Source organism: Methylosinus sp. PW1 (genome assembly GCF_000745215.1).
GTDB lineage: Bacteria > Pseudomonadota > Alphaproteobacteria > Rhizobiales > Beijerinckiaceae > Methylosinus.
Genome location: NZ_JQNK01000009.1, coordinates 869539 through 896145 on the forward strand (window position 1 = coordinate 869539; position 26607 = coordinate 896145).

Annotated in this window: 29 protein-coding genes; 14 read left to right on the top strand and 15 right to left on the bottom strand. The window is 63.2% G+C overall.

Annotation, left to right across the window (positions count from 1 at the left end; all coding sequences use genetic code 11):
- Positions 1 to 291: 291 nt before the first annotated feature.
- Positions 292 to 1098, top strand: a complete 807-nt coding sequence (locus K369_RS13455) for an ABC transporter permease (RefSeq protein WP_036291864.1) — start codon at positions 292 to 294, stop codon at positions 1096 to 1098.
- A gap of 66 nt (positions 1099 to 1164) precedes the next feature.
- Complete coding sequence (locus K369_RS13460) at positions 1165 to 3702, top strand: spermidine synthase (protein WP_036291865.1); 2538 nt, start codon at positions 1165 to 1167, stop codon at positions 3700 to 3702.
- Positions 3703 to 3715: 13 nt separating this feature from the next.
- On the opposite strand, the gene K369_RS13465 is transcribed toward K369_RS13460, so the two are convergent.
- From K369_RS13465 to K369_RS13475, 3 genes are all read right to left on the bottom strand, one after another.
- A complete protein-coding gene (locus K369_RS13465; protein WP_036291866.1) occupies positions 3716 to 4339 on the bottom strand; it encodes a 2OG-Fe(II) oxygenase family protein in 624 nt (207 codons plus the stop codon).
- A 15-nt stretch (positions 4340 to 4354) separates the two neighbouring features.
- Positions 4355 to 4810, bottom strand: coding sequence for a hypothetical protein (locus tag K369_RS13470; RefSeq protein ID WP_245278196.1), 456 nt, complete (start codon positions 4808 to 4810; stop codon positions 4355 to 4357).
- A gap of 78 nt (positions 4811 to 4888) precedes the next feature.
- Entirely contained in the window at positions 4889 to 6877 is a 1989-nt protein-coding gene (locus K369_RS13475; RefSeq protein WP_036291867.1) for a hypothetical protein, read from the bottom strand.
- A gap of 223 nt (positions 6878 to 7100) precedes the next feature.
- Between K369_RS13475 and K369_RS13480 the strand changes: the two genes are divergently transcribed.
- Genes K369_RS13480 through K369_RS13495 form a run of 4 tightly spaced genes read left to right on the top strand, consistent with a single transcriptional unit; the run spans position 7101 to position 10168 of the window.
- Positions 7101 to 7958 (top strand): peptidyl-prolyl cis-trans isomerase, encoded by an 858-nt coding sequence (locus K369_RS13480; protein ID WP_245278197.1) that lies wholly within the window; start codon positions 7101 to 7103, stop codon positions 7956 to 7958.
- Between the two features lie 8 nt (positions 7959 to 7966).
- Positions 7967 to 8935 carry a HupE/UreJ family protein gene (locus K369_RS13485; protein ID WP_036291869.1) on the top strand — a complete coding sequence of 323 codons (969 nt, stop codon included), beginning with the start codon at positions 7967 to 7969 and terminating at the stop codon, positions 8933 to 8935.
- A gap of 13 nt (positions 8936 to 8948) precedes the next feature.
- Positions 8949 to 9554, top strand: a complete 606-nt coding sequence (locus K369_RS13490; protein WP_036291870.1) for a HupE/UreJ family protein — start codon at positions 8949 to 8951, stop codon at positions 9552 to 9554.
- Entirely contained in the window at positions 9551 to 10168 is a 618-nt protein-coding gene (locus tag K369_RS13495) for a HupE/UreJ family protein (RefSeq protein WP_036291871.1), read from the top strand. The genes K369_RS13490 and K369_RS13495 overlap by 4 nt, the downstream gene beginning before the upstream one ends.
- A gap of 4 nt (positions 10169 to 10172) precedes the next feature.
- On the opposite strand, the gene K369_RS13500 is transcribed toward K369_RS13495, so the two are convergent.
- From K369_RS13500 to minC, 4 genes are all read right to left on the bottom strand, one after another.
- On the bottom strand, positions 10173 to 11339 hold the full coding sequence (locus K369_RS13500; protein ID WP_036291873.1) for a hypothetical protein: 1167 nt from the start codon (positions 11337 to 11339) through the stop codon (positions 10173 to 10175).
- Between the two features lie 136 nt (positions 11340 to 11475).
- Complete coding sequence (minE, locus tag K369_RS13505) at positions 11476 to 11757, bottom strand: cell division topological specificity factor MinE (protein ID WP_036291875.1); 282 nt, start codon at positions 11755 to 11757, stop codon at positions 11476 to 11478.
- Complete coding sequence (gene minD, locus K369_RS13510) at positions 11754 to 12569, bottom strand: septum site-determining protein MinD (RefSeq protein ID WP_024880743.1); 816 nt, start codon at positions 12567 to 12569, stop codon at positions 11754 to 11756. Before minD ends, minE begins: the two co-directional genes overlap by 4 nt.
- A 15-nt stretch (positions 12570 to 12584) precedes the next feature.
- The gene (minC, locus tag K369_RS13515; protein ID WP_036295173.1) at positions 12585 to 13361 is read right to left on the bottom strand and encodes a septum site-determining protein MinC; all 777 of its coding nucleotides are present in this window, start codon (positions 13359 to 13361) and stop codon (positions 12585 to 12587) included.
- Between the two features lie 497 nt (positions 13362 to 13858).
- On the opposite strand from minC, the gene K369_RS13520 reads away from it, so the two are divergent.
- From K369_RS13520 to K369_RS13540, 5 genes are all read left to right on the top strand, one after another.
- Positions 13859 to 14821: an IS5 family transposase gene (locus K369_RS13520; protein ID WP_051948759.1), complete on the top strand. Its 963-nt coding sequence runs from the start codon at positions 13859 to 13861 to the stop codon at positions 14819 to 14821.
- A 351-nt stretch (positions 14822 to 15172) separates the two neighbouring features.
- Entirely contained in the window at positions 15173 to 15496 is a 324-nt protein-coding gene (locus tag K369_RS13525) for a hypothetical protein (RefSeq protein ID WP_156967886.1), read from the top strand.
- 119 nt (positions 15497 to 15615) lie between these two features.
- The gene (locus K369_RS13530; RefSeq protein WP_036291876.1) at positions 15616 to 16722 is read left to right on the top strand and encodes a glycosyltransferase family 4 protein; all 1107 of its coding nucleotides are present in this window, start codon (positions 15616 to 15618) and stop codon (positions 16720 to 16722) included.
- The gene (locus K369_RS24725; RefSeq protein ID WP_051949275.1) at positions 16719 to 18308 is read left to right on the top strand and encodes a glycosyltransferase family 1 protein; all 1590 of its coding nucleotides are present in this window, start codon (positions 16719 to 16721) and stop codon (positions 18306 to 18308) included. The genes K369_RS13530 and K369_RS24725 overlap by 4 nt, the downstream gene beginning before the upstream one ends.
- Positions 18305 to 18634, top strand: coding sequence for a hypothetical protein (locus K369_RS13540; RefSeq protein WP_036291878.1), 330 nt, complete (start codon positions 18305 to 18307; stop codon positions 18632 to 18634). Before K369_RS24725 ends, K369_RS13540 begins: the two co-directional genes overlap by 4 nt.
- Positions 18635 to 18676: 42 nt before the next feature.
- On the opposite strand, the gene istB is transcribed toward K369_RS13540, so the two are convergent.
- Together istB and istA are read right to left on the bottom strand one after the other, a co-directional pair.
- Positions 18677 to 19459, bottom strand: coding sequence for an IS21-like element helper ATPase IstB (istB, locus tag K369_RS13545; protein WP_036286363.1), 783 nt, complete (start codon positions 19457 to 19459; stop codon positions 18677 to 18679).
- Positions 19449 to 20978, bottom strand: a complete 1530-nt coding sequence (gene istA, locus K369_RS13550; RefSeq protein ID WP_156967678.1) for an IS21 family transposase — start codon at positions 20976 to 20978, stop codon at positions 19449 to 19451. The genes istB and istA overlap by 11 nt, the downstream gene beginning before the upstream one ends.
- Here istA and K369_RS13555 point away from each other — a divergent pair.
- Together K369_RS13555 and K369_RS13560 are read left to right on the top strand one after the other, a co-directional pair.
- On the top strand, positions 20959 to 21729 hold the full coding sequence (locus tag K369_RS13555; RefSeq protein WP_198033115.1) for a hypothetical protein: 771 nt from the start codon (positions 20959 to 20961) through the stop codon (positions 21727 to 21729). The two genes, istA and K369_RS13555, sit on opposite strands and share 20 nt — an antisense overlap.
- Before the next feature lie 295 nt (positions 21730 to 22024).
- Positions 22025 to 22666, top strand: coding sequence for a hypothetical protein (locus K369_RS13560; RefSeq protein ID WP_198033116.1), 642 nt, complete (start codon positions 22025 to 22027; stop codon positions 22664 to 22666).
- 47 nt (positions 22667 to 22713) lie between these two features.
- On the opposite strand, the gene K369_RS13565 is transcribed toward K369_RS13560, so the two are convergent.
- Positions 22714 to 23250, bottom strand: a complete 537-nt coding sequence (locus tag K369_RS13565) for a PH domain-containing protein (protein WP_084570671.1) — start codon at positions 23248 to 23250, stop codon at positions 22714 to 22716.
- Positions 23251 to 23406: 156 nt separating this feature from the next.
- Between K369_RS13565 and K369_RS25585 the strand changes: the two genes are divergently transcribed.
- Entirely contained in the window at positions 23407 to 24408 is a 1002-nt protein-coding gene (locus tag K369_RS25585) for a flagellin (protein WP_084570672.1), read from the top strand.
- Between the two features lie 3 nt (positions 24409 to 24411).
- Here K369_RS25585 and K369_RS13575 read toward each other — a convergent pair whose 3' ends face one another.
- The 5 genes from K369_RS13575 to K369_RS27160 form a co-directional block, all read right to left on the bottom strand.
- A complete protein-coding gene (locus K369_RS13575) occupies positions 24412 to 24729 on the bottom strand; it encodes a hypothetical protein (RefSeq protein WP_036291884.1) in 318 nt (105 codons plus the stop codon).
- Complete coding sequence (locus K369_RS13580) at positions 24726 to 25043, bottom strand: hypothetical protein (protein WP_036291886.1); 318 nt, start codon at positions 25041 to 25043, stop codon at positions 24726 to 24728. Before K369_RS13580 ends, K369_RS13575 begins: the two co-directional genes overlap by 4 nt.
- Positions 25044 to 25092: 49 nt before the next feature.
- Positions 25093 to 25281 carry a hypothetical protein gene (locus K369_RS13585; RefSeq protein ID WP_036291888.1) on the bottom strand — a complete coding sequence of 63 codons (189 nt, stop codon included), beginning with the start codon at positions 25279 to 25281 and terminating at the stop codon, positions 25093 to 25095.
- Positions 25282 to 25387: 106 nt separating this feature from the next.
- Entirely contained in the window at positions 25388 to 25936 is a 549-nt protein-coding gene (locus tag K369_RS13590; protein WP_156967887.1) for a hypothetical protein, read from the bottom strand.
- Between the two features lie 7 nt (positions 25937 to 25943).
- Positions 25944 to 26558 carry a hypothetical protein gene (locus tag K369_RS27160; protein ID WP_198033117.1) on the bottom strand — a complete coding sequence of 205 codons (615 nt, stop codon included), beginning with the start codon at positions 26556 to 26558 and terminating at the stop codon, positions 25944 to 25946.
- Positions 26559 to 26607: the final 49 nt, after the last annotated feature.

Genomic DNA, 26607 nt, shown 5'->3' on the forward strand with positions numbered 1-26607 from the left:
AACGCCCCATTCCGCAAAGAGACCGCCAATGCGAAACTCGCTGGCGTCGAGCAATTCTATTAGGTGAAAGCCGCCGTCGGATCAAGAAGCTCCGCGCTTCGCGGCGCCGGCCCGGCCAATCTTGCCGCGGCCCGAGGATTGCGATATCGAATCGATCTGCTGGAACGCCGGGCTCGATCGCGCTTCCGCGCCGCACGGGCGCCATATTCGAAACCTATTCGAGGCGAGATCCTTCGCCCCTGATCCGCGCGCTCCGACCGGGAGATCGCCAAACCCGAGTGGAGGCAGCCCATGTACGCCACGCAGAGCGCGACATCGGAATTTCGGGACGCGTTTCGGCGCCAGCGGCTCGTGCTGTTCGCCTTGATGCTGCGCAATATTCGCACGCGCTTCTTCGGTCACGGCCTCGGCTATCTGGTCGCGATCGCCTGGCCCCTCGTGCATACGTTGATCATCATCCTGCTCTTTGTCTTCAATTCCCGCATGGCTCCCGTTGGAGAGAGCACCCTGCTTTTCGTGGCGACCGGCGCTGTGCCTTTTCAAGTGCAGGCCTATCTCTCCACCTTCATGATGATGTCAGTCCTTCAGAGCCGACCTCTCTTCGCCTTTCCAGAAGTCAAGGTGATGGACTCGCTGATCTCGAGCATTCTGCTCGAAATCCTCTCCTCCTGCACCGTCGTGCTGATCTTGCTCATCCTCGGATCGGCGTTCGGCGAAAATTTGGCGCCGCGCGACATAGAGCAGGCGGCGCTCGCCTATGCCGCCGCGATCATATTGGGCGTCGGCATTGGATTCTTCAACGGCACGCTGGCTCTCGCCATGCCGATGTGGGCGCTGATGTACTCGCTGCTCCGCATTTTGCTATGGTTCGCTTCGGGCACGGTTTTTCTGCCGGACAATCTGCCGGAGCCCTATCGCACGATGCAATCCTACAATCCGATCGCGCAATCGATCGAATGGATGCGCTATGCTTATTACGACGGCGTGGGCGCCGGCTTTCTGGACCGCGCCTATGTGCTCGAGTTCGGCGTCGGCATGATTTTCGTGAGCCTGCTGATCGAGCGCATGACCCGCGGCCATCTGCTGTCGCTACGCTGATCGTCATCAAACCGTATCGAAGCCGCGATAGGCGGGAAGTTTCGCGGCTTCACGGATGATGAGACGATGCGGACTTATATCGATCCGGCGCGCCGAGCGCGGATCGAGCTCACGGCGCTGATCGCGATCACCGTCGCATCGGGCTTCGCCGGTCTCGGCTATGAGATCGTCTGGACGCGCATGGCGAGCCTCGTCGTCGGCTCCGAGATGATGGCCGTGCTCGGCGTGATCGCCGGATTTTTCGCCGGCCTCGCCCTCGGCGCCTTCCTCCTCGACGCGATCATAGCCAAGACGCCTTCGCCCTTTCTCGCCTATGCGCTGCTGGAAGCGGCCATAGGGCTCTGGGGCGCGGCGAGCATCCTCGTCCTCGAGGGGGCCGCCCGCCGCGCGCCGGCGCTGCTCGGCGTCGATCCCTCCGCCACCGCACTATGGGCCTTCGGCTTCGCCCTGCCGGCCTTGCTGCTGCTTCCCGCGACGACGGCGATGGGAGGAACGCTCACCGCGCTCGCGCGCATGACCAAGGCGCTGTCGGGCGATGCGCGCGTCTCCGCCGGCGTCTATGGCGCCAATACGGCGGGCGCGGTGCTCGGCGCGCTCGCTTCGGCCTTCGTGCTGATGCCGCAGCTCGGCCTGTCGCGAACTTTGCTCGTCCTCGCCTGCGTGAACGCCGCCTGCGCGATCGGCGCCGTCGCGCTGCAGAGAAGGGTCGAGCCGAGCCCCTCCCCCCGCATGCCGCGCGCGACTGCGACGCGCCTGCTCTGCGCCCTTTTCGCGACCGGCTTTCTCGGCATCGCCTTCGAGATGACGATCGTGCGACTCGCCGCGCAGGTTCTCGAGGATACGGTCTACACATTCGCCAGCCTGCTCGCCGCCTATCTTCTCGGCTCCGCCGTCGGCGGCTCGGCGTGGCAGAAATTCGGACGGCGCTTCGGCGACGCCAGCATAGCCTGGCTGCTCGCGGCCACCGCCGCCGCCTGCCTGTCGACGACGGCGCTCGCGCCGAGCGTGCTGCACGCGGCCGAAAGCGCCAGCGGATTCGGCGCCGCCGGTGAGCTCCTCGCCGCCTTCGCGCTTTTCGCCCTGCCCTCCATCGCCATGGGCGCGCTATTCGGCCATTTGGCGCAGCAGGCGCAGGATTTGCGCGGCTCTCTCGGTTTTGCGGTCGGCGTCAATAGTCTCGGCGCCGCGCTCGCGCCGTTTGTGACGGCGCAATTTCTCATCCCGACATTCGGCGCATGGCGCGCGACCATACCGATCGCGCTCGGCTATCTGCTACTGCTGCGTCCCCGACTCGCCTCGCTCGCGCCCATAGCGGCGCCGATGCTCGCCGGCGCTCTGCTGTTCGCCCTCCCCGCGCCCAATTTCATTCGCGCGCCACAAGGGGGACGCGTGCTGGCGACGCTCGACGGCCCGACCGTCACCGCCAGCGTCGTCGTCGACGCCGCCGGCGTGCGCTATCTCGACATCAACGGCCATTTTCGCATGGGCGGCACCAGCTCGGCGCGCTCCGACTTTCGGCAGGCCCTGCTGCCGCTGCTGCTGCATCCGGCGCCGCGCGAGGCTCTCTTCCTCGGCGTCGGGACGGGAGCCACGCTCATCGGCGGCGCCATGACGCCCGGCGTCGAAGCGCAGGGCGTCGAGCTGTCGCCGGAAGTCGTGGCGCTCTTGCCGTGGTTCGCCGATACATCGCGCTCGCTAGAGCCGAAAGTGCATGTCGCCGACGCCAGGCGCCACATTCTCGCCGATCGCGCGAAATATGACGTGATCGTCGCCGATCTCTTTCATCCGGCGCTGGATGGAAGCGGCGCGCTCTATACGGTGGAGCATTTCACGGCGACGCGCGAGCGGCTCGCGCCCGGCGGCCTGTTCTGCCAATGGCTGCCGCTCTATCAGCTCGATCTACCGTCCCTGCGCGCGATCATTCGCAGCTTTCTCTCCGCCTATCCCGGCGCTTCGGCCTGGCTCAATCATTACAGCGTGCGCACGCCCATGCTCGCGCTGATCGGACGCCGCGACGATGCGCCTCTCGACATAGCCGCTCTTTCCGCGCGGCTGAGCGAGCCGGCGACCGCCGCCGTCGCGCGGCCGCTCGGCTTCGCCACGCCGATCGATCTGCTCGGCCAATACGCCGGCGGCGGCCAAGCGCTCGCCGCTTTCGTCGGCGCCGGGCCGCTCAATGTCGATGATGCGCCTTTCGTGACCTTCGACGCGCGCCGCAATGTTCGCGCGCTGACGACGCCGCCCTGGACCACTCTGCTCGCCGTCATGCGCGAGATGACGCCCGACGCCGCAGAGCTCGCGCGCGAGGACGACGCGCTCGCGCGGCGCCTCTCCGCCTATTGGCGCGCACGAAACCACTTCCTCGAGGTCGGCGCCGCACTGCCCGGCGATCCACGCGGCCGCGCGCTCGTCGACGCCGCCGCGCCGGGATTGCTGGAGACGCTTCGCATCAGCCCGGAATTCGATCCCGCTTATGCGCCGCTGATCTCCATGGCGCGATCGCTCGCCACATCGAGCGGCGAAGAGGCGGCGCGCCTGCTGCAGGCGATCGACGAAGCCGCGCCGCAAAGACGAAATGCGCGTGGCGAGACTAGCGGCGAATGAGCGCGCGTTCTTCTCACGGAGCGAATTTGATCTGATAGCCCCAGCAATCGAGACGATCGGGGATCGCGTTGAACGCGACCGTGACCCGCACGCCGCCCTGATTCTTCGGCACCTCGTGATAGAGATAGCTCGGAAAGAGAATGAGATCGCCCGGCTCCGCCTCGGGAACCACATATTTTCCGGCGTTGAACGGCCCCATCGCCGCAGAGCGCGTGTGATGCCGAAAATTGAACTCGAATCCGCCGGGCGGCCGCACGAAAGCGGTGCGGCTGCCGGGATGCGAGGGCGTTAGATAGAAAACGCCCGAAGCGAAGCTGTTGGCGTGCGAATGTAGCGCCTGACTGCCGCCGGGCTCGAGAACATTGGTCCACATTTCCTTGACCATCCATTCCAGCCGCTCTCCAAAGAGGAGCGCGCCGAAATCGACGAGCTTGGGAATGGCGAGATCCGACATGCGGCGAAACAGCTCGTCGCTGCGCGGATCGGCAATCTCCGTGTGAAAGAGCTGCTCCGAGCGCAGGTTTTTCTCGATGCGCGCATTGCCGATCGCTTCGACCGCGGCCTCGACGAGCGCCGCGTCCAAAAGGCCGGGACAGCGCATGAGCGGAATGGGAAAAAGCGGCTCGATCTGATCCATAATCTATCCTATGGCCTATTTCCGCGCTTTGTCGCGCAGGGGCTTTTTCTCTGCGCTTTGAGCAGGCGCCGGCGGCGCCGGCGTCTCGTCCGGCCGCAGCACGCCGAGCGTTTCTCCCGGCTGCAGCTGGTGCCGTAGCTCGCGCACCTCGTCGAACGCCGCCGCCGCCCAATAGAGGCAGTCGTCGAACTCGCCATTGCCGGCCTCGGCCATCGACTGATGCAGATGGCGCTCCGCAAAGTAGCGCGAAGGATGCTCCTTCGGCAGAGCATTGGCGAGCGCCTGCGCCTTATCCACTGCGGCGACGCAGTCCTCGCGCGTCGGCTCGGCGTCCTCCGGCGCTGTCGTCTCGATGGCCGCGGCAGCGGGCGTAGCGGGCGCGCTCGGCGCGGCCGGCGGCTCCCGCCGCGCCGCCAGCAGCAAGGCCGCGCAGACGAGAATGGTCGCCATGAAAACAAGCAGAGTCCGCATCGTCGGATCAACCCGCAAAACGAGAAAGCCGGCGACGAAAAATCGTCGCCGGCGTCCAAGCTACGCTAATAAGCGCGATCAGTGCCGCTCGGCGTGTTCCCGCTCGGCGTGCTCCTCGCGCCAGCGATCGAAACCGTGCTGGAAAGCGAGACGCCGCGCGAGCTCGGCGTTCTGCTCGACGAGCAGCTTCGGCGAGCCGACGGGACGCAGGAAAATCGGGTTCCCATAGAACCAGAGATTGGCCCATGCCTGCACGTCATGGGTCACTTTCTTGACGCCGTTGACGGATTCGAGATGCGCCGGGCAGGAGCTGTCCGTGCAGCTGACCGCCGCATTATTGGCGTCCAGCAGCGGATTGCCGGCGCTATCGGTCACATTGGGCGTCGCCACCGGAATATTGGTGCCGCGCGCGCGGATATAGCCCGGCTCCGAGCCCATGGTGAATGTGGTCTCGAAGGAGAGGCGCGTCGAGCCGTCGCGCTGCTTCTTGACCTTCATGTTCCGCCAATTGATCTGCTTGGCGATCGCCGCAGTAGGATTATAGACGATCGACGCGCCGGCGACGCCAGCGGCGTTGGCCACGGCGTAATTGGGCGCGCTCGGCGACACGACGCCGGTGATCTTGCCGGTGATGAGATCGATGTGATCGATCGACGGCTTGTTCAGCGGCTGATGCTGGCCGATCTGCGCCAGCAGAGGATTGTCGAAGCTATAGGGGCTGTTGTTCGTCGCCGGAACGGTCAGCTCCACCTCGAGCACGATCTTCTCGCCGGGACGCGCGACGATCGTCTCGCCCATCGTCTTCCACTGGCCATGCGCGCTGGCGCGGAACTCGAAGTCCGGTCCGATGACGTCGCCATTCACTGAATAGCTGTTGCCGGAGCGCATGCCGTCGATGATCGACTGATTGCGGAAGCCGCCCGTATGCGGGACATAGAGCTTCGTATATTCGCCCGGAATGAAGTCCGCCGTCGTGTAGCGATCACGCGCGCCGAAAGCGCCGCGGCTATGCCAGTCCGAGCTGATGAACATGAAGAAGTTGCGGCCTTCCGCGAGCAGGCCGTCCCAGAGTCCGCCGACCTTCGCCGTATAGACGCCGACCATGCCGTAAGTGCCGCCGCCGACCGCGCCGGAGCCATAGGAGCCCGAGCCGCCGGTCAGGCCGCCTTCCGCCATATGGCCGGGAGACTCGATGCCGAAAGCGACCGTCGGGGCCGCATTGTTGAAGTCGCGGAAATGCTCGATATTGTAGCCTTTGCTGGCCGTCGCCGAGAACGGCCCCTGGCGCTCCGTATGCGTCGGGATGGCGTAGGATTGCAGCGGGTAGTTCGCCTGCAGCCATTTGACGCCTTCCAGCGCCTTTCCATGGCCGGCTGTTCCTGCATTGTTGACATTGTCCTTGCCGGGCCACAGCGGATTATTGCTGGCGTCGACCGGACCGATGCTGTCGGTGTCGGCGCGGTCGAAGCGAAACTCGAACTCCGCCATCTTGTCGGCGTTGCCGCCATGACGCGGATGCTGGCCGGCGATCACCGCCACATCCGTATGCTCATGGCCCGGAACGATCCATTCGAGACCTTCGACGAGCACCTTGTCATATTGCGCGGAACGATTGACGATGATCGGATATTCGACCTCGCCGATCGACTGCCAGCGCCACATGTTCGCGCCATTCGCCGAGCCTTTCAGGCCGGTGATGGTGATGCCCTGAATCGTCTGGCCGAGGGTTTGCGACCAGGTGGTGGTCGTCTCGCCCGGAATATTGGCGCTGGTGTCGGCGAAGCGGCAATCGCGATTGCCCGAGCCGCCATGATTGCCGAGCGTGAACCAATCGAGATCGAAATTGGTTCCGCCGGCGGCGGCCTGACCGGTTCCGACCGCGCGATCGATCGTGTAGCCCGCGGCGACGGAGCCGTCGGTGCAGGTGTTGTGGTTGTGCATGTCGCCGGCGACATACGGATTATGCTTACGCGACTCCTCGCCGAATCCCCCGGCGGACGCCGAGTGACCAAAAGCGAGCGAGACAGACGCGGCGGTCAATAGAACCGCTGATTTCGAACGGTGCATGCCAATTCCCCGCAAAAAACCTAGACGAGCCCCCGGCGTCGAGCGACGCATCGGCGCGCGGAATATGGAAGAACGACAACGACAGTCTTGTGACCGTTTCATTACAATGACGCGCTTTTATTCTTGCTGAAACACGCTTTTTTCATCGCGGCGCGGATGACAAAAGGCATGCGCCGATGCATAAGGCTGCACACATGACGTATTCGAAAAGCATATGGGCTCGATGGTGAAGTCCCTCTCCTGCGCTCTCCTTCGGAGTCGGCTCGGCGATGCGGCGTCGGCGGGCCGCGCTTCGACGCAGCGCCTTCGAAGCGAGCCTCTCCTGCATTTTCTGGCGATCGGCGCGCTCGTCTTCGCCGCCGACGCCGCGCTGCATCCCCCGCCCAAGGACGAGCGCGTCATCACAGTGAGCAAGGCGCTGCGCCAATCCTTCATCGATAATTTCGATGAGGACAAAGCGCGCGCCCCGTCGGACGCGCAGCTGCAGGCGATGATCGACAGCTGGGTGGCGAGCGAGATTCTCTATCGCGAGGGCAAGTCGCTCGGCGTCGATCGCGGCGACGACATGATCCGCGACCGCATCGCCTATAAGCTGCAGCTGCTCATCTTCGATCAGATCAAGCTGCCGCAGCCGAGCGAGGAGCGATTGCGCGCCTGGTTCGAGCAAAATCGCGACCGCTTCGACGAGCCGGAGCGTGTCGGATTCTATCTCACGCCCGCCGCCGATTCCGCCGAGGCCACACGCTGGCTCGAGGACATCTCGGCCGGCCATGAATCGGAGGAGCTTCGCGAGCGCACGCGCGCCATTCTCGCACGCCCCGTCACCAGCCTCGCGCCCGCCTTCGGCGAGAAGTTTCGCGACGATCTTCTCGCACTACCGCAAGGAACTTGGGCGAAGCTCCAATCGAAAGAAGGCTGGCACATCGTCCGTCTCGACTCGCGCCGTCCCGGCGATCCCGCGCATTTCGAGGATGTGCGCGACGAGGTCTTGCGGCAATGGCGCGTCGATGAGACGCGCTCGCGCGCATGGGAAGCGGTCAACCGGCTGAAGGCCTCCTACACCGTGCGGATGGAGCCGTGAGACGAGCGATGCGACTGCTCGCGGCATGGATCGTCGCGGCGACGCTGCTGGCGCCTGCGGCGCTGCTCGCGCATGAATCATCGCTGGGCGTTCTCGAATTGCGCGAGGTGCGGCAAGGCGCCTATGTCGGCCGCTGGACGATGGAGCCGACGATCGGCGCCGCGCGCGTCGATCTGCGCGCGCCGCCGCATTGCTTCTTGAGCATGCCGCAGCTCGAATGCGGCGCAAAGGGCCTCGTCGGCGCGATGACGATCGGCAATCTCGGCTCGCGCATGTCCGCGGCGCTGATCAAGATCATCCCGCTGCAAGGCGAAACGCGCAGCTACACCATCACATCCGCCAATCCGACCGTGTCGATTCTCGGCCCCGAGGCGCCGACGCTCGAGAGCTGGATGGCGCTCGGCGCGACCTATCTGAATTATGGCGTCGACCATATTTTGCTCGGCGCCGATCATCTTCTCTTCGTTTTCGGACTGATCTGGATCGTCGGCGTCGGCCGCCGACTCGTCTCGACGATCACCGCTTTCACCATCGGGCACAGCATATCGCTCGCGGCTGCGGCCTTCGGCGTGATCGGCGTGCCGGAACGGCCGCTCAACGCCTGCATCGCGCTCAGCATCGTCTTTGTCGGCGTCGAGATCGTGAAGCAGCGGCGCGGCGAAGCGGGATTGACGGCCCGCTATCCTTGGGCTGTCGCGGGGGGCTTCGGCCTCGTTCACGGAATCGGCTTCGCGAGCGCGCTCGCCGGGCTCGGCATCGAAAGGCGCTTGCTGCCGGCGGCGCTCGCTTTCTTCAATATCGGCGTCGAGATCGGACAGCTCGCCTTCGTGCTTCTCACTCTCGCGCTGATCTGGGCGCATCGCTGTCTCGGCGCCGTTCTTCCCGGCTCGCGCGATCTTCTTCCCGGCTATGCGATCGGCTCGATCGCGGCCTTCTGGTTCATCGGTCGCCTTCTTCGCGTGCTCGCGATCGATTGAGGAGCGCTTTCCCATGCCGTCTCGCCTCCGCCTCTTCGCCACCACTCTTCTTGTCAGCGCCACGCTCGTTTCGCCCGCTCTCGCGCATGACGGCGAAGGCGTGGCGGGCGGCCTCGCCAGCGGATTTCTGCATCCGTTGACGGGCGTGGATCATCTCGTCGCAATGGTCGCCGTGGGTCTTTGGGGCGCGCAGCTCGGCGCGCCGGCAATCTTTCTGCTGCCCATCGCCTTTCCTCTCGTCATGGCATTGGGCGGCGTGCTCGGCGTTCTGCATATTCCCCTGCCGGCGCCGGAAATGATGATCGCGCTCTCGGCGCTTCTTCTCGGCGCCGCCGTGGCGATGCGCATCCGGCCGCCTGTCGTCATCGCCGCATTCGTCGTCGCGCTCTTCGCGATATTCCACGGCCATGCGCACGGCGCGGAGCTGCCCAGCGCCGCCGACCCCCTGGCCTATGGCGTCGGCTTCATCACCGCCACCGGCCTTTTGCACGGATTTGGAATCCTCATCGGCGCCCTATCGCGATGGCCGCTCGGCGCGCGCGTCATCCAAGGCATCGGTGCGACGATCGCGCTGCTCGGCGGCTATTTTCTGTTCGTCGGCGCGGGCGTCGCAGGATGATGCGCCGCTCGCGACAGGCCTGCGTCGGCGCGCTCTTTCTGCTGCTCTCGGCGACGAGCGCGAAAGCGCATATTCTCGGGGCGCGGCTCGGCGATTTCTACGCCGGCGCGGCGCATCCTCTCACCGATCTGAAGGATGTGACGCTCTGGGTCGCATTGGGCATGCTCGCCGGGTCGCTCGGCGCATCGAAAGCGCGACCGCTGCTGCTGCTTTTCCCCTTCGGCCTCGCCATCGGAGTGACGAGCGCGATGACGCTGAATGCGACCTCTGACGGCGCGCTGTTCGCCGCCGGCGCTCTGGTTCTGATCGGCGCGCTGCTGGCGTCGGAACTGCGCATTCCCGCCGTCGCGCTGGGCGGACTCGCATTGGTTCTCGCGGCGATGCGCGGCGCGGCCAACGCCGCCGCTGTCGGGTCGGAGACCAATCGGCTGCTTTTCGTCGCCGGCCTTTCCATCGCCGGCTATGTCGTCGTCACGCTGGTATCAGCGGCGACGCTCGCATTTCGCGGCGAGAGCTCCGATGCGCGAGCATGGCGCTCTATCGCCATTCGCGCGCTCGGCAGCTGGCTCGCCGCGCTCGGACTGATGATGGGCGGACTCGCCTTGGCGTCCTGACGCCTCATCGGCGCCGATATTTCTCTATGAGATCCGCGGCGAGCAGGCGATTTCCCTCGCCGTTGAAATGCACATCGGCCCAGAAATACAGATCGCGCACATAATCGGCATGCCCATCCTTATATTGGAAGAAGGCGGGAAAGTGATCGAAGAAGCGCTTGCATTTTTCCGCGCACCAATCGCGCCAGATTTGCGCCTGGCGCGAATTCTCGACATCGTAGAGAAGCTGATGCGGCCAGGGATAGACGCCGACCGAGAGCGCTATTCCGCGCGCCGCCAGCAGCTCGTGAACACGATCCATCTGCTGCAGCGCCTTGCGCACGCCGCCGGCGACGCCTGCATCGCCATAGCAGCTCGCCTCATCGTCGAAGGTCCAGGAGGCGCGGCTCCAATCGCGGCTATAGACGCGCCCCGGGCGCATCAGCTCCGACAGGCTGGCGCTGGCGTTCGCCGCGTTGGCTTTCTTGACGAATAGAAGATTGGAAACGAATTCGGCGACGAAGGATCGCTTCTCCAGCCATCCCGGCGGCGAGCGCGGCAGCAGCTGATAGGCGCTCGGCAGACATTTTTCTGGATTCGGAATGAACACGCCGAGCTCCAGAACGCCGTTATCGTCATAGCGATAGGAGATGGCCTCGTCCTGAATGTCGGAAATGTCGATGTAGACGATCGCCTCATCGAATTTCAGACCCTTGTCGAGATAATATTTCAGCTTCTCGTAATAGGCGGAGGGCGCATAGCTCGAGACGCCGGCGTTCAGCACGTCGATCTCGGGAAAAGCCTGCGCGAAACGGCCGACGAAAGTCTGCTCATAAGGCAGACCGACTCCCTCGGTGAAGGAATCGCCGATGAAGACGATCCGCTGACGATCGGCGTTCGCGGTAACGCTGCGCGCCGCCGCATCCTTGAAGCCGAGCGAATTGGTGAATATGCGCGGCGTATACGGCCCCCACACGTCATAGCCGTCGAAATTGGGGCGCAGCGTATGGGTGAAGACGGGATCGCGCGACCGCAGCGCATTCTCGCCGTGATCGAGGAAAGGGTTGGTCCAATTATAGACGCGATGGAGAATGAATTCCGTCGCCGCGAGCAGGCCGATCGCCAACGCCACATTGACGAGAACGACGCCCGATAGGCGCAATGCGCGCGCCCTTGTGGTCGAGACCGCCATCGCCTCCTCCGCTCGTCGCGGACGTCTTTCGACGTCGATGCGAGGAGGCTTAGGCGACCGGAGAGGCGGGCGTCAATTCGCGATGATTACGTGATGCGAGCGGCGGAACGCCGCCGCTCGTCTCATCTTGTCAGCGTCACGCCGCGGCGTCGGCGATCGCCTCGCGCGCCGAGGCGCTGCTCGAAATCTCTATATCGATCTCGAGCAGCGACATGGCGTCGCCCTCGCGCAGCTTCACCTCCACCTTGTCCGGGTCGATCTCTATGTGCTTGGAGACGGCGGCCAGCACCTCTCTATGCAATAGAGCGACGAGATTGGAGTTGGACACGGATGCGCGCTCATGCGCGAGCAGAATCTGCAGACGCTCGCGCGCGACCGGCGCAGATGCGCGGCGATTGAAAAAATTGAACAGCTTCATGCCGCCCTCCGACCAAACAATCTGACGAGAAGCCCCTTTTTGTCGGACGGTATGTCCATCGGCACCTCGGCGCCGCACAGGCGCCGCGCCGCATCGGCATAGGCGCGTGACGGCGCGCTCGTCCCGCTGTGGAGCGTGACCGGAGATCCGACATTGGAGGCGCGCAGAACATCCTCGCTCTCGGGAATGATTCCGAGCAGCGGGATCGACAGAATTTCCAGCACATCGTCGACATTCAGCATCTCGCCGCGCGCGGCGCGGCCGGCGTCGTAGCGCGTCAGCAGCAGATGCTTCTCCATGCGGCCGCCCTTTTCGGCGATCTCGGTCTTGGCGTCGAGCAGGCCGATGATGCGATCGGAATCGCGCACGGAGGAGACTTCGGGATTGGCGACGACGACGGCCACATCGGCGAAGCGCATGGCGAGCGTAGCCCCGCGCTCTATGCCCGCCGGGCTGTCGCAGACGATCCAGTCGAAGCGCTCGCGCAATTCGTCGATGACGCGGCGCACGCCCTCCTCGGTCAGCGCGTCCTTGTCGCGCGTCTGGGAGGCGGGAAGCAGATAGAGATTGTCGAGCCGCTTGTCGCGAATGAGCGCCTGATGCAGCTTGGCGTCGCCCTGCGCGACATTGATGAGGTCATAGACGACCCGCCGCTCCGCGCCCATGACGAGATCGAGATTGCGCAGGCCGACGTCGAAATCGACGACCGCGACCTTTTGATTCGACTGAGCCAGCGCCGCGCCGAGCGCGGCGGTCGACGTCGTCTTGCCGACGCCCCCTTTGCCGGAAGTGACGACCAATATCTTGGGCATTTTATACCGTCCCTCTCAGTCGAGCTTGATGATCTTGATCGTTTCGTCCTCGAGCCTTGCGTGAACCGCGCGTCCGCGCACGTCGTCTCGAATTTCGTCCGCCGTCATATAGAAGCCGCCGACGGCCAGAAGCTCCGCCTCCAGGCGGCGGCAGAAAATGCGCGCCCGCGAATCGCCATAGGCGCCGGCCATGATTCGGCCGCGCACGGTTCCATAGACATGGACCGAGCCGCCCGCGACGATGTCGGCGCCGGAGGAGACCGAGCCGATGACGATCACATCGCCATCGGGATGAAAGATGGACTGGCCCGAACGCACCGCCGTCTCGACGATGAGCGGCGCGGCGCTTCGCCCCGGCTCATGGGGCGGCTCCGCGCCGGCCTCGCCGCCGCCGAGCGCCTCGGCGATCTCATCGAAGGCGGCGCGCTCGCTCGGCGACAGGCTCGGCGCATCCGCGCCGCCGTCGGCGGGCGGCTCGTCGGCGGCGATGGAACGGCCATTGGTGAGGATCGGCGGCAGGTCGTCGCACGCCCAGGCGGGATCGACGCCGGTCAGCCCCATGATGCGGACGCCGCGGCTGGACAGCTGCTCCACCAGCTCCCCGACGGTGTCGCGATCGAGGCCGAGCCTAGCGACGTCGATGACGATCGCCTTGCGGGAAAAGAAGGCGGGCGAGTGCTCGAGGCAGGCGTCGAGCCGCTCGAACCATCCGGCGATCGGCGCATCCGGCTCCAGGGCCAGGACGGGAAAGGATCGGCCACGAAAACGAATGTGGGTCGAAGGTTGGGTCAACGGCGGACTCGGCTCCAGCTGCGCCGTCATCTCACGCCGTCATGGTTAACAATAGGTTAAATTACCTAAAGGTAAATTCGCGAGCGGTGTGGATCGGCCGAACCGGCGCGCGTCGCCGACCAGATCGAATGGTCCGAAGCGTGCATGTCGCAAGGCGCGAGATCGACCGTCGGCGCCCCCACCGCTTGGCTGTGACCGCGTCTCCGCGCAGTCTATCTCGTCGTCGAGCCGGGTTTCGGCGATCGCTTGCCTTGCGCATGGGCGCGCCGCAAACAAAGCGGGCGCCGCTCGCCCGTTCGCTCGGCGCCGTCGTCAGCGACACGGAATGTCCGTCGTCGCTCGATTCGCTGGCCGCATAGGCGTCCGTGACGTGAAAGACATGTCATGTGCTTCGATAACAATGGAGGCTCATTGACATATCCACTGCCCACTTTGAGCGCTTTGCAAAACCGGCGAACCCGTGATTCTCTGGGGCGTCCGAGGGATGTGAGTCACCGATGTCACGCCGCAACTTCAGCCAACCTTCGCTCGCCGACGCATTCGTGAAAGCCTATTCTCGTCCTGGTGGGTTTCTGGAAGATATCGCCAAGACGTTCGAGTGGAGCGCGTTCGACGTTATTTTGCGTCCGCTGCATTCTTCGAGCGACGGCGCGCCGGCCTATCCGCCACTGACCATGTTCAAGATCGTGCTGTTGCAGCAGTGGTATGGGCTGTCCGACCCCGCCGCCGAGGAGGCTGTGCGCGATCGCCTGTCGTTTCGGCGCTTTTGCGGGGTTCCGCTGGACGAGGAGACGCCGGACCATTCATCGATCTGGCGGTTTCGTCAGCGGCTCGCCAAGCTCGGCCTCGACGAGAAACTACTTGCCGAGGTCAATCGACAACTCGACGCGCGCGGGCTGATCGTGAAGCGCGGCACGCTGGTCGACGCCACTATCATCGCGGCCGCCGTGAAGCCGCCGCCCCACGACGAGGGGCAGGTCAATCCGCGCGACCCGGACGCGAGCTTCACCAAGAAGAACGGCGAGACCTACTTCGGCTACAAGGCGCATCTGGCGGTCGACGAAGAAAGCGGCATCGTGCGCCAAGCGGAGATGACGAGCGCCGATCTGCACGACAGCCAGCGCGGCGAGGCGATGATCCAGGGCGATGAAGAGGCCTATTACGGCGACAAGGCATATGATAGCGCAGCGCTACGCAAGGCGTTGAACGACAAGAAGATCGACGACAAGATCGCCTATAAGGCGAAGCGCGGAGCGCGACAGCCGGACTGGCAGAGATGGTTCAACAAGACGGCGTCGAGCGTTCGCGTCGGCGTCGAGCGCGCCAACGCGACGATGAAGAACTGGTATGGGATGGCGCGAGTACGCTACCGCAGCCTCGCGCGCAACAATTGTCATCTTCAGTTCGTCGTCATGGCGATGAACATGAAGCGGGCGCGGGTTCTCGAAGCGGCGGCATGACGCCGCGAGGGGAGAGGTGTGTCTCGAACCGGATAGGGATGCGAAAAATGACCGGCTGACGGCGCAGAGCATTGCGCCAGATGGCGCGCGGGCGCATCAAAGCCCGTCGATTGCGGCCGAAAAACCGTAAACGCCGAGACCTCGGCTATTCTGCGAAGCGCTCCACTTTATACATCTTTCGCTGTGAGCTGGCGAAAATGGAAGGCTCTTATGAATAAAGTGATATCGGTGACGGAGAAGCGACGCCTATCGGAATTCGCGCATGCGCTCGTCACTCGCGCGAGATCGCAACCACAGAGCGAAACATCGAGCGAGCTGCCGCCTCTCACATTCACGAGCGGAGTTTCGACGATGGATTCTCTGCTGCTCCATTTGACCGAACAAAGAAATTACCTCCTGAAATTCTCGGCGCAGATTTCCGCGCAGATTCTCACCCTCTCCTCGACCATCGACCGCCTTTCCACGGAAGTCGCCAAGGTCGCCGGCGAGGTGGACGGCTTGCGACGCGAGCGAGAGACGCTGCAGCAGGCTCTCGAGGACGCCAAGCAGGAGATGAACGACGTCGCCGAAGCCGTCGTCGCCGGCGTCACGCAGCAATTGGAGCAGCAGATGGAGGTGTTCGGACCTCTCGCGCGCGCTCCGTCCTCGACGGAGACGGAAGCTTCGGGGCTTTGATGCGTCGCTTTTCCGGAACGATGGAAAGCGGCTCGATCGCACGGACGGTGTTTTCGAGCGAGCCGCTTCGCTCCCTGTCCCGGGGGCTCGATTTCGAAACATCTGTCTGGTGAGGATGAATGTCACGTGTTGTTCAATATCATCCCTCGGTAATTAGCGCCGACGCCATCGGCGCCTCGATTTCCTCGCTGCATCAGATCCTACGGGAACGAGGCGTGGCGTCCTATGTGGCGTGCTCGGATTCCACTATCGCCATCAGCGATTATGCGACGCTGTCGGTCTCCATGCTGAAGCGCATGGCTTGGAGCGACACGGATCTGCTGCTGCTGCATTATTCCTTCTTCAACGAAGATCTCGAAGCTCTGCTGGACCTGCCTGTCCGCAAGATACTGATCTATCACAATGTCACGCCGGGCCATTTTTTCCGCGGCCAGGGCTCGATGAGCTGGCTCGGGGACATGTGCGACCATTCCCGCGCGCAGATGCGGCGCTTTGCTGGCGCTTTCGAGAAAGGCGTCGGCGATTCGGACTACAACACCACCGAGCTGAGAGAATTCGGCTTTCGGGACCCTGTGACCATCCCGGTGTTCTTCAACGACGCCTTTTTCTCGTCGCGCGAGCTCGACAATCAGCTCTACTTCGACATAAAGGCGGCCTCCGAGGTCAATATCGTCTTCGTCGGGCGCTTCGTCCCCAATAAGCGGCACGATCTGCTGATCGACACTCTTGCCGCCTATAAGAAGCTCTTCGGCCGTTCGGCCTCGCTGCATCTCGGCGGCAAGATTTGGGGCGACGAATATTTCCACGCGCTGCTCGGACGGGCGGTGCGGGGCGGCGTCCTTTCCGACATCAAAATCTATCAGAATGCGACCGGGCTCGCGATCAAGACGCTGTTCGCCGCCGCCGACGCCTATATTTCCATGAGCGAGCACGAAGGCTTCATGGTGCCCGTGCTCGAGGCCTTCACGGTCGGCTGTCCGGTGCTGGCCTATGCGGGAACCGCAGTGGGCGAGACGATGGGGCCGGCCGGCATCAAATTCGACACGCTCGACCCATCGATTCCCGCAGGCTATCTGGAGCTCCTGCGTCGCGATAAAACGCTGCGCAACAATATCGTTCGCGAGCAGGCGGACCGTGCGACCGACTTCTACTCCGAAGCGACCGCGAGACGGTGGCTCTCATTCTTGGAGGGATTTGTCGACATCTCCGCGGGGTTGCACTCATGATCATCGCATATGACGCCGGCGCCTTTCAGCAGTCGATCAGCGGTGGAATTTTCAATGTCTCCGTCGGCTTTCTGAACGCCGCCGCCAGGATCGCCCCCGACACCGAATTTGTTTTCGTCGCCGACCCGTTTTTCGGCAAGGTGCGGCCCGACGCCATGGCGGCGCTGACCTTCGCGCCGCGAGTAATCTATCGCAGCGTGCTGAAATCATCCGGCTCCTTCTCTCTGCGTACAAATAGAGAGCGCGCGCGTTTCGAGGTCGACGGCCGGATCGTCCCGACGACGCAGACGGCGACGCCGGACGGCATTTGGTATTATTATGAAGGCCCGACGCCCCGGCATGCGATGTTTCTGCGCAGCCGAGCGGCCCGTCCTTGCGACACGATGAACTCGCCGGACAGCCGCAGCCTCGGCGTCGCCGTCAGCAAGATCGTCATCGAATCGGAGAAGGGATCGCAGGAGTTCTCCTTCGACGACCCCCGCCTCACCAATGGCTATCACGATCCGGAGAGCGCTTCGCGCTGGACGAACGGCGCCGCCGAAATCCCAATCGAATTTTTCCCGCGCGTCGATAGGGTGCGCGTTGGAGTGCACATCAGGCACACGGTCGTCTATAGTCTCGCGGACGGCCGTTTCGATCGCCGCTACAATGGAGTCGTGCAAGCCGCGATCGAGCAGCGACGCGCCTTCAATTTGCAGGAGCTGGGCCGCGAGCTGCGTGAAATGGGCGCGACCGTCTATTTCGCGAATCACTTCATTCCGATCGCCGTCCCCGGCCTCGCTCTCGCGAGCTGGGCGCATGACGTGATCCCGATCCTGTTTCCGAACTTCTTCGGCAAGGACGCGATCGAAAATTTCGCCAATGTCATCGATGTGTTCAAGCGCGCCGATCACATTTTCTGCAACTCCGAGACGACCCGCAAGGACATTATCGAAAATGTCGGCGTCTCTCCCGAGCGTCTGACCACCTCATGGATCGGACCCGGCGCGATCGGGCCGCGCCCTGCTCCCGTGGTCGACGCCGCGATCGCCAAATTCGGCCTTCGTCGAGACTATATTCTCAATGTCGGGACGCTGGAGCCGCGCAAGAACCATGTTCGTCTGGTTCAGGCCTATGATGAATTTCGTCGCGGCGTCGAGCATCCGCCGCAGCTGGCCATCGTCGGCTCCCATGGCTGGGGATATGACGAATTGGTGAGGCTGATCGCCAACAGCGGACTCTCCGAGCATGTGAAAGTGCTGAGCGGCGTCGACAATGAGGATTTGTCGGCGCTCTACTCGGGCGCGATGTTCGTCGCCTATCCCAGCGTCTATGAAGGATTCGGCATGCCGGTGCTGGAGGCCATGGCCTGCGGCGTCCCAGTCTTGACCTCACAGGAAACCAGCATGCAGGACATAGCGAAGAACGCCGCCGTTCTCGTGGATCCTTTGTCGGTGAGCTCGATCGCTCGAGGGCTGAGCGAGCTCTCGCTCAATTCCGAGCTGCGCTCGCGCCTCGCCTCCAAGGCGAAGGAGGCCGCGTCACGCTTCGACTGGGATCGCGTCGCCGGAACAATCATCGATGTCTTGAGAGGAACACGCCGATGAAGATCGTTGTCCTTTCCACATTCGACATCACCCCGGTGCGCGATGGCGGGCAGACGCGTTACGTCTCGGTCTACAAGAACATCGCCAAAGAGCATGATGTAACGCTCATCGCCTATGATTTTAAGCAGACCGATCACATCAGGCGCTATAAGCTCGCCGACCGTTTCGACGTGATCGTCTTCCCCGCGGCGCCGGGCGACCAGCATCACGTCTGGCACATAATGGAAAAGACGCGGCGCCTCGCGCATGATGTTCTCTGCATCAGGGAATATCATTTCTCGGACGATGTAGATTTCCGTCGAGATTTGACCCGGGATTTCCATTGAGAAGTGACCCGGGTTGAAGATGGCTTGCGGCTCAGTCGGTCGTCAAGTTTTGGTCTTTTCCTTTGCAGGTTTGTCCGCCTTCGCCGAGCTGTCCTTGAACCGGAAGCTGTCGTTTCCAGTTTCGAGGATATGGCAGCGGTGAGTGAGGCGATCGAGCAGAGCCGTCGTCATCTTGGCGTCCCCGAAGACGGCGGCCCATTCGCCGAAGCTCAGATTCGTCGTGATGATGACGCTGGTTCGCTCGTAGAGCTTGCTCAGCAGATGGAACAGCAACGCCCCGCCGGAGCCGCTGAACGGCAGGTAGCCGAGCTCATCGAGGATGACGAGATCGGAATGAACGAGCCGCGCCGCGACTTGGCCCGACTTGCCTTGGTGCTTTTCGGCTTCGAGCGCGTTTACGAGCTCGACGGTGGAGAAGAACCGCACACGCTTTCTGTGATGCTCGATCGCCTGGACGCCGATCGCTGTCGCCAGATGCGTCTTGCCCGTGCCAGGTCCCCCGACCAGGACGGCGTTATGCGCATCCTCGAGGAACTCGCAGCGATGAAGCTGGCGCGCGAGCGCCTCGTTGACCTCACTGCTGGCGAAGTCGAAGCCGGCGAGATCGCGATAGTTCGGGAACCGCGCGGACTTGAGCTGGTAGGCGATCGATCTCACCTCCCGGTCGGCGGTTTCCGCCTTCAAGAGTTGCGACAGGATCGGCAGCGCGGCCTCGAAGGCCGGGGAGCCTTGCTCGGTCAGCTCGCTGACGGCTTGCGCCATGCCGTGCATTTTGAGACTGCGCAGCATGATGACGATGGCGCCGGCGGCGGGATTATGACGCATGGCGCGCCTCCCGACCCTTGCGCAGCGCGTCGTAACGCTCGACATTGGCCTGCGGCTCGGTGGTGAGCGTCAGCGCGTTGGGCGGTTTCACGGGCGGCGCGTCGACCGGCTTGCCGTCCACCAAGCGATGCAACAGGTTCAAGATGTGCGTCTTGGTCGGCGCGCCGGCCTCCAGCGCCAATTGGACGGCGGTCAGCACGGCCTGCTCGTCGTGCTGTAGGACCAGAGCCAAAATCTCGACCATCTCACGGTCGCCTCCCGGCTTCTCGAGCATGCGCTGTTGCAGCGTCCGTAAGGCGACCGGCAGTTCCGCGAAGGGCGCGCCATTGCGCAGCGCGCCCGGCTTGCGCTGGATGACGGAGAGATAATGCCGCCAGTCGTAGACCGTCACGCTCTTGTCGTCATGCGACCGGGCGAAGACGCGGGCGTGCTCGCACACGATCTGCCCCTCGGCGGCGACGACGACGCGCTCAGGGTAGACCCGCACGCTGACGGGGCGATTGGCGAATGAAGCCGGCACGCTGTAGCGATTGCGGTCCAGATGGATCAGGCACGTCGGCGTGACCCGCTTGGTGTGTTCGACGAAGCCGTCGAATGGCCGCGGAGGCTGCATCAGTTGCGGAACCTCCTCGCGCCAAGCCTCCGCGATCGTCCCCGGCTGCGCGCTGTGCGGAATCTCGGCCCACAGCTCGCGGCATCGCGCCTCCAGCCAGTCGTTGAGCGCCGCCAGCGACGGAAAGCTCGGGATTGGCTGCCAGAGGCGATGACGAGCATCCTGAACGTTCTTCTCGATTTGCCCCTTTTCCCAGCCGGAGGCCGGATTGCAGAATGCGGCCTCGAACAGGAAGTGGCTGACCATCGCGGCGAAGCGGGCGTTGACCTGGCGTTCTTTGCCACGCCCGATCTTGTCGATCGCGGTGCGCATGTTGTCGTAGACGCCTCGCCGGGGCACGCCGCCCAGCACGCGGAAGGCGTGGTTGTGGGCGTCGAAGAGCATCTCATGCGTCTGCTGCGGGTAGGCGCGAAGGAAGAACGCACGGCTGTAGGAGAGCTTGAACTGGGCGACCTGCAACTTCGTCCGCTCGCCCGCGATGATCGCCCAATCCTCCGACCAGTCGAACTGGAACGCCTCGCCGGGCAGAAACGTCAGCGGCACGAACGCGCCGCGCCCGCAGGTCTGCTGCTCCCGATGCCGCGCCGCCTTCCACTCGCGCGCGAACGCCGCCACGCGATTGTAGGAGCCGTCGTAGCCGAGGGCGACCAGATCCGCGTGCAACTGCTTGACCGTCCGCTTCTGCTTGCGCGATTTTGCGGCCTCCTGACGCAGCATGTGCGCCAGCTTGTCGGCGAACGGATCGAGCCGGCTCGGTCGATCGGGCGTGGCGAACCCCGGCTCCACGCTGTCCGAGCGCAGGTATTTGCGCACCGTATTGCGCGACAGCCCCGTGCGTCGCGCAATCTCCCGGATCGAAAACTCCTGCCGATATCGCCAGCGTCGGATGACGCTCAATAACTCCATGTCGATCACTCCAAGGTCCCCCACGACGGTCGAGGGGGAAAGGTTCGAACATGGGTCAGTTCTCGGTGGAAAAACTCGTGCTGCCTGGGTCAGCTCTCAGTGGAAATCAACAGGCGGCGTCGGCAATCAGATCCTCACCGGCAAGGCCCGCGTCGGCAACTGCTATCCGCTCTGCCGCGAGGCCTCCGGCATCCTGCCGGCGTCCCTGCGCGCCGACGCCGCCCTGGTCGAATACGCGGACTGCACCCAATCGAAGGAGCATAGCCGCCGCGACGACCGCAAGATCGATACCGTAAACGGCTATATCCTGCCGGCCGCCGTAATCGAAGGGGCGCCGAAGAAGGGGAAAAAAGCCAAGGACGACGACGACGCTCCGGCGACGGATCAGATGCGGATCCGCATGGAGCTCCTGTCGCCCGGCGTGCGCCTCCACACGTGGATCTCCATCGAGACCGCGACCGAGGAGGAACTCGGCTGCCTCGTCGCCGCCCTTCGTCTCTTCGCCGACGCGCCGCACATCGGCGGCCAGTCCGCGAGAGGCTACGGCCTGGTGGATCTGGACTACACGCTGACCGATCGCACGACCGGCGCCGTCGTCGAGCATTTCGTGACCGTCGCCGACGGCGCCTGCATGCTGTCTCCGGAGGCGTCCGAGGCCCTGGCGGCCTACGGGCGCCATGTCGGCGCGCTGAAGGAAACCGCCATCGCGCCGAACGGCGGCGTCCTGGCTCTGCTGGAGGGCGCGGCGTGACCATCCTTGTAACGCAACACGCGATCGACAGGTTCCGCGAGAGGATTCCAAGACGCCTGACTCGCGCCCGCAGCGACGGCGAAATCGCGTCGGCTATCGTCGAATCCCTGCAATCGGACGGATGTCGAACGTCGTTCGCCCAGGGGCATGACTGCGAGAAGGTTCGCACGCGCCTTCCCGTGCCGATGCGTGTCCTCGTCCACAAACGCCCCGAATACATCGAGGTCGTTACGATCCTTCGAGGTGAAAAACGGAGCGGCGCCGCATGCCGGAGAGCCAAGGAAAGGAGATCCGCATGAAACCGACTCTCATCCGCGCCGTCCTGGTCAACGGCTACATCACCAGCAACCCGTGGACGCCGACCATCGACGGGATCGTGGCCTACGCGTCCCAGCTTCGAAAACACGGCGACGAGTTCTACGTCCATCGCGACTCCGAAATGGTCCCCGTGGACGACCTGCCGATCGAGAAAATCGAGTTCGGAGGCCGCTGGTGGTATTCCTGCTCGACGCCGTATCCCGTCGATTCCGTCGGCCGCCAGAAGCGGAACTACCACAGGCGCTTCGACGACCGGTATGAGGGCTATCTCGTCTCCGGCGTCGGCAAGGTGTTGACGAAGGCCGGCCCCTATAAGGCGGCGCGCCTCGCCGACACGCGGACGATATGTCGAGCCGTCGAATGGCACGTCGTCGGCGACCGTGAAGCGCTGCGGGATCTCCTTGGCGACATCGATCAGATCGGAGCCGCCAGAGCCGTCGGCTTCGGCTCGGTGGTCGAGTGGCAACTGGAAGACGGCGACGCCGAAATCGCGAGACGCCGGCGTCCGCTGCCGCTCGAATACGCGGAGAGCATCGGCATCGCGGGGCGCAGGATGTCCTGGGGCATCGTGCCGCCGACGCGCCTGCCGGAGTCCATCTGCGAGTGCGTGATGCCTTGAGAGCGCGGGCGCGCCGGGAAAGGTATAATCCCTGCGCGCCCGTCGATTTACGTCGCAGCGGCAATCCGCAATTGTCGGGGGGCAACCACTTCCATTTCGGGCGCCTGCGCCTCGATACTCCTTCTGAAGGCGATCGGGTCCGCGATGAGACGCAGATCCTCTATGCTCGATCCCGTGCCGCGCATGTCGATGTCGCCGTAGCCTAAAATTCGTCCGAGCATCGACTGGTTGACCGTGATGCTCTCGACCTTGGCAAGGTTCATTTCCATCGTGGAGCGCCGTATCAGGCCGCGCTTGAATATTACGCGTCGGTTCGTGACGGCGATTTCCGTCGACCAGCAGCGAATGAAGGTGGAGATCGAAGAGAAGAAGCCTCGGATGAGCAGAAGGGCGCCCGAAAAGCGAACGAGCGTCCAAATCAAGTCCTCCCTCGGGTCCGCCGCCGGCAGCACGTGCGCGCCTTTGTGAAGCATGTAGATTCCGACCAAGGCGAATGCGATGGAATCGAGATATACGATGCGGTGCAACCTGCCCTTCCGCACAATCCTCTCGTTCGGAACGAGAACGGAATCGACGTAACCCATGGAAGTGGACCTCCGGAAATATTCGTAGCCAATATGGGAGGAACGAAATTAACGATATGTTTCACCGCCATGAAAGGACCGGCTCGGCATTAACGGGGCGTTTTCAAATTACGACTATTTGAAAAGACAACGTGTTCCAGTCACGAAGTCGATTTCATGTCCAGCGTTCTCACGAATTCATCCGCGATCTCCGCTCTCCAAAGCCTGCGTTCGACGCAAGCCGCCCTGGCATCCACGCAGCACCGCATCTCCACCGGCCTCAAGGTTTCCAGCGCCGCCGACAATGCGTCGACCTGGGCCGTCGCGGAAACGATGAAATCCGACCGGGGCGTGGTGTCGACGATCGCGGATTCGCTCGGGGTGAGTTCGCAGATCATCAACGTCGCGATGACGGGCGTCGAAAGCACGATCTCGGTGATGAACCAGATCAAGAGCGCCGTGGTCCAGTCGGGATCCGTCCTGATGGCGCAGAGTGGATGGGAAATTCCGGCAAGGTCCGATGGCGATCTCCAAAAGATCGCAACAACCATAGCTGGAATGAGTGGACGGATCCTCGAAATCATCTCGTCGTCGTCCTTCAGTGGAATCAATTTGCTCGACGGTTCGATATCCGGCATTTCGCTTACGACTGGATACTCGGATGAGCGTGGATCATCGCAATCAAGAATGGATTCTGTGACTATTTCCGCACAAAATATATGGAGTGCCGATGTACAGAACGGGTTTATTTATACGCACGGGATTCTTTCCGGGACGAACGTCGTAAACGATTTCGATTTCGGAGAGCCTGGGTATTTTGAAAAGCTAACACCTGGATTTGGAGCTTCTTTTATATTTGGCGCAATGACAGGAACATTTTCAGGCACGGGATTTAGCAATTGGGCCAGCGGGGTGGTCAGTTCCGCGGACAGGGCCATAGCCGCTTTGACCGACTACGCCTCGACGCTCGGCTCGACAAAGACGACCATCGACTCCCAGCGCGATTTCATGCGGACCCTCGGCGACGCGATGGACCAGGGCATCGGCTCGCTGGTGGACGCCGACATGAACACGGAATCCACTCGATTGCAGGCATTGCAGACGCAGCAGCAGCTAGGCGTCCAGTCGCTGTCGATCGCCAACAACAACAACGATATCGTTCTGCGCCTATTCCAGTGATCGTCACTCGGCCGGTTCCGCCATCCTTCCGAACGCCAATTTCCTGATCAATAGATATCGGCGCGCCGCCTCGTCCGATCCCATGCCCACGACGGCCACTGCGACGAACGCGAATCCCGCCGGCAGGAGGATCAACGCGCTCCACAGGCGGTCGCAGAGCGTCGGAACGACCAGATAGCCGCGATCTCTAGGCGCTTCCGGAGCCAGCAGCAGCGAACTGACGTAGTTCGGCCAGATCGCCATCGGCACGACCGCGATCAGATAACCGACTGCGACGACGACGGAGAACACGACGTCGTCGATCCATTTGATGACGTTCATTTTTGATCGGTCTTCAGGCCTTTTACGCGCCGGTCTACCTCGGCGGCGAACGCGTCCTCGATGATGCCGACGATCACCTCGGCTGTCCTTCCGGCTCCGGCAGCGGCGATGCAAGCGTCGGTCGTCCTGGCGACGACGTCTCCGCATTCGGATTCGATGTAGATCAGACGGGACGCCGCCATGTGCCACCGCATCGCGATCCGCACCAGTTCCTCGATCTCGGGTCTCGGCGCCGACCTCAGGGCGTGGCGGGCGGCTTCGATCTTCGAAATATCGCTGTCGCGGGGCATTCCGAGCAATTCGTGGTCTTTCAAGGGGCTTCATGAAAACGGCGCGCCTCCTTAGCCCCGCGCAAACCGGTCGTCAACGCGGTCCGGTTTCCGATTCGTTTCCGACCGCCCGCGCCGCCATATCCGCCAGGGCGACGCCGACATCCTGAACGAAGTCCGCCACGCCGGGATGGGTCTTCGCCAGTTCCCGCGCCTTCGTGTCGCGCAGCCACGGCGACAGGCTGCCGTCGCGGAAAATTCGCTCCATGTCGATGACGAACACTGCGGATGGAATCGAGATCCTGTGCAACGGCGCGTGAAATTCAGAGGACGGGAACAGCCGCGTCAGCGCGATGATTTCACTGGGTCTGAGCATCAGTTGGACTCCTTCAGATCAGATCATTGAGCAGATCGACGACTTCATTGTAGTCGACCGGCTGGACGATCAGTTCGCCGCGCTTCCGCCAGTCGCTCGTTCCGCCCCAAAAATATTCGCCGCTCGCGACGCAATAGGCGTCGGGTTTGGATCCGACGACAACGCCGTTTTCTTTCACTTCGCTCCAATATTCGGCGCGGAAATGCAGTCCCCCATTGAAGAGGAACAGCCCCGGCCGGCAGGCCTCCAGGGAAACCGGGCCGCGCGGCGCCTCGTCTTCATCGTCGTCGTCATCGACCGGAGCCGCGTCGACTTCGTGAACGACTGTCGCCTGGAAACCTTCGAACGAGCGAAAATCGGAGGCTCGATCGAACGGGTCGGAATTTTGGTCGCGATAGACCGTCGCGATCTCGATTTCGGCGCCGCCGTCGAGGCCGAGCTGCTTCCGCAATTGACTTTCGATGATCGCCTCGATGTCCTGCACCGAGACGCGGAACACGGCTTCCCGGCGCGTCGTTGTCGTGGTGACTTCCTTCTTCGTCTCGAATGGAATCCTGCTCATCGCCATTTCACTCCGTCTCGACATCCCAGAATTTCCCGGCGCGCTCGATCGCCGCGTCTTTCCCGGCATCGGTATTGTCGTGCGGTTCATCCAACCACGCCGCCAGCGTCCAGCCCTTGGCTTCGTGCGCGAGGACGTCGCACCATCCACGGCTGTCGACGTCGTAGAAAAGGCTCCAACCTTTGCGCGGGCGGATTTTACCCTTCTCCTTCCGTCCCTCGAACAGGACGGGATACCAGCCCGGTTTCGAAGGCGATTTCGTCGGCGGCTGCTCTTCGCGCGGCCACTGGAAGACGTTGTAGATCAGGTGATCCCCGATCCGGGCCGCCACGTCGCAATGCGCCTTGTCCGCGCCGTAGGTCGTCACGTGCTCTCCGTGCGGATCCGGATCGTCGCCGACGCGCCGGGCGTAGACGATCACCTGGTCGTAGCCGTAGTCGTCGGCGATGCGCTTGGCGGCGGAGATCGGAATCCGCTTCATTTCACGCGGCTGCGACATTGGAGCATTCCGGGTTGGCTTTTGACGCTTGCGTTCCTGATAGGGAACTTTTTCCGGCAAACGAGCGATATCGGATGAAAGGTTCCCGGTGAGTGTGATCACGGTTTCTGATGTCGTGCTCATCAGGCTTTTTGATGGGCTTCCCACTTCCGCTTCCCGCACGCTGTAGGGG